General features: G+C 44.1%; 2 protein-coding genes. Both read left to right on the top strand.

The window, feature by feature from the left end:
• Positions 1 to 106 precede the first annotated feature (106 nt).
• Positions 107 to 421 (top strand): DUF2523 family protein, encoded by a 315-nt coding sequence (locus tag R8N49_RS26965; RefSeq protein ID WP_033905310.1) that lies wholly within the window; start codon positions 107 to 109, stop codon positions 419 to 421.
• A partial coding sequence (locus R8N49_RS26960) for a zonular occludens toxin domain-containing protein (RefSeq protein ID WP_283240748.1) occupies positions 418 to 728 on the top strand: 311 nt, incomplete at its 3' end. The genes R8N49_RS26965 and R8N49_RS26960, both read left to right, overlap by 4 nt.

The raw sequence follows: 728 nt of genomic DNA, 5'->3' as shown, positions 1-728 counted from the left end.
AGTTTTGAAGAGCACATCAGTTTTGATTGGGTTTTCGGTTTTGTTCGTGCAGTTCTGATTATGTCGTCCATCTTTGCAGCACGTCGCATTATCTTCGGGGGTTAATATGGATTGGTTAGTCGATTTATTTAATAAGCTTTTGGTCTTCTTGTATCAGCTCTTAGTGTCGCTTTTTAACATGCTCAAGGACTTATTTTTCTGGGCGGTTGAGCAGGTCATGGAGATGGTTAACATGCTGCTTTCTGGCGTGTTTGCGCTCTTTGCGCCTGTCGATATGAGTCAGTATATGACTTCAATTCCTCCAACAGTGTCTTGGGTTATGGCTGCGGTTGGTTTGCCTCAGTGTCTTTCTATCATCCTTGCAGCAATCACGGTTCGCTTAATGCTTCAACTCATTCCGTTTACGAGGTTAGGTTCATGATTTATGCAATAGCAGGTAGACCAGGAGGCGGTAAGACTTACGAGGCTGTGGCTTATCACATCATCCCGGCTATCAAGGAAGGGCGTAAAGTTATTACCAACATTACGCTTAATGTTGATTGGTTCGTAAAGATATTCGGTGAGGATGCGCGCGACCTAATAAAGATAGTTGATGGTCGATTGACGGATTTTGGCTCTACAAGTCGGCCTTTTAGTCAGATTGAAGATTACTCCGATGAGTGGCGAAATGAGAAAGGACAGGGGCCTTTGTACATTGTTGATGAGGCTCATATGAGCTTGCCATCTCG

Source organism: Vibrio sp. 1978 (assembly GCF_033344345.1).
This window is presented reverse-complemented; position numbering and strand designations above follow the sequence as displayed.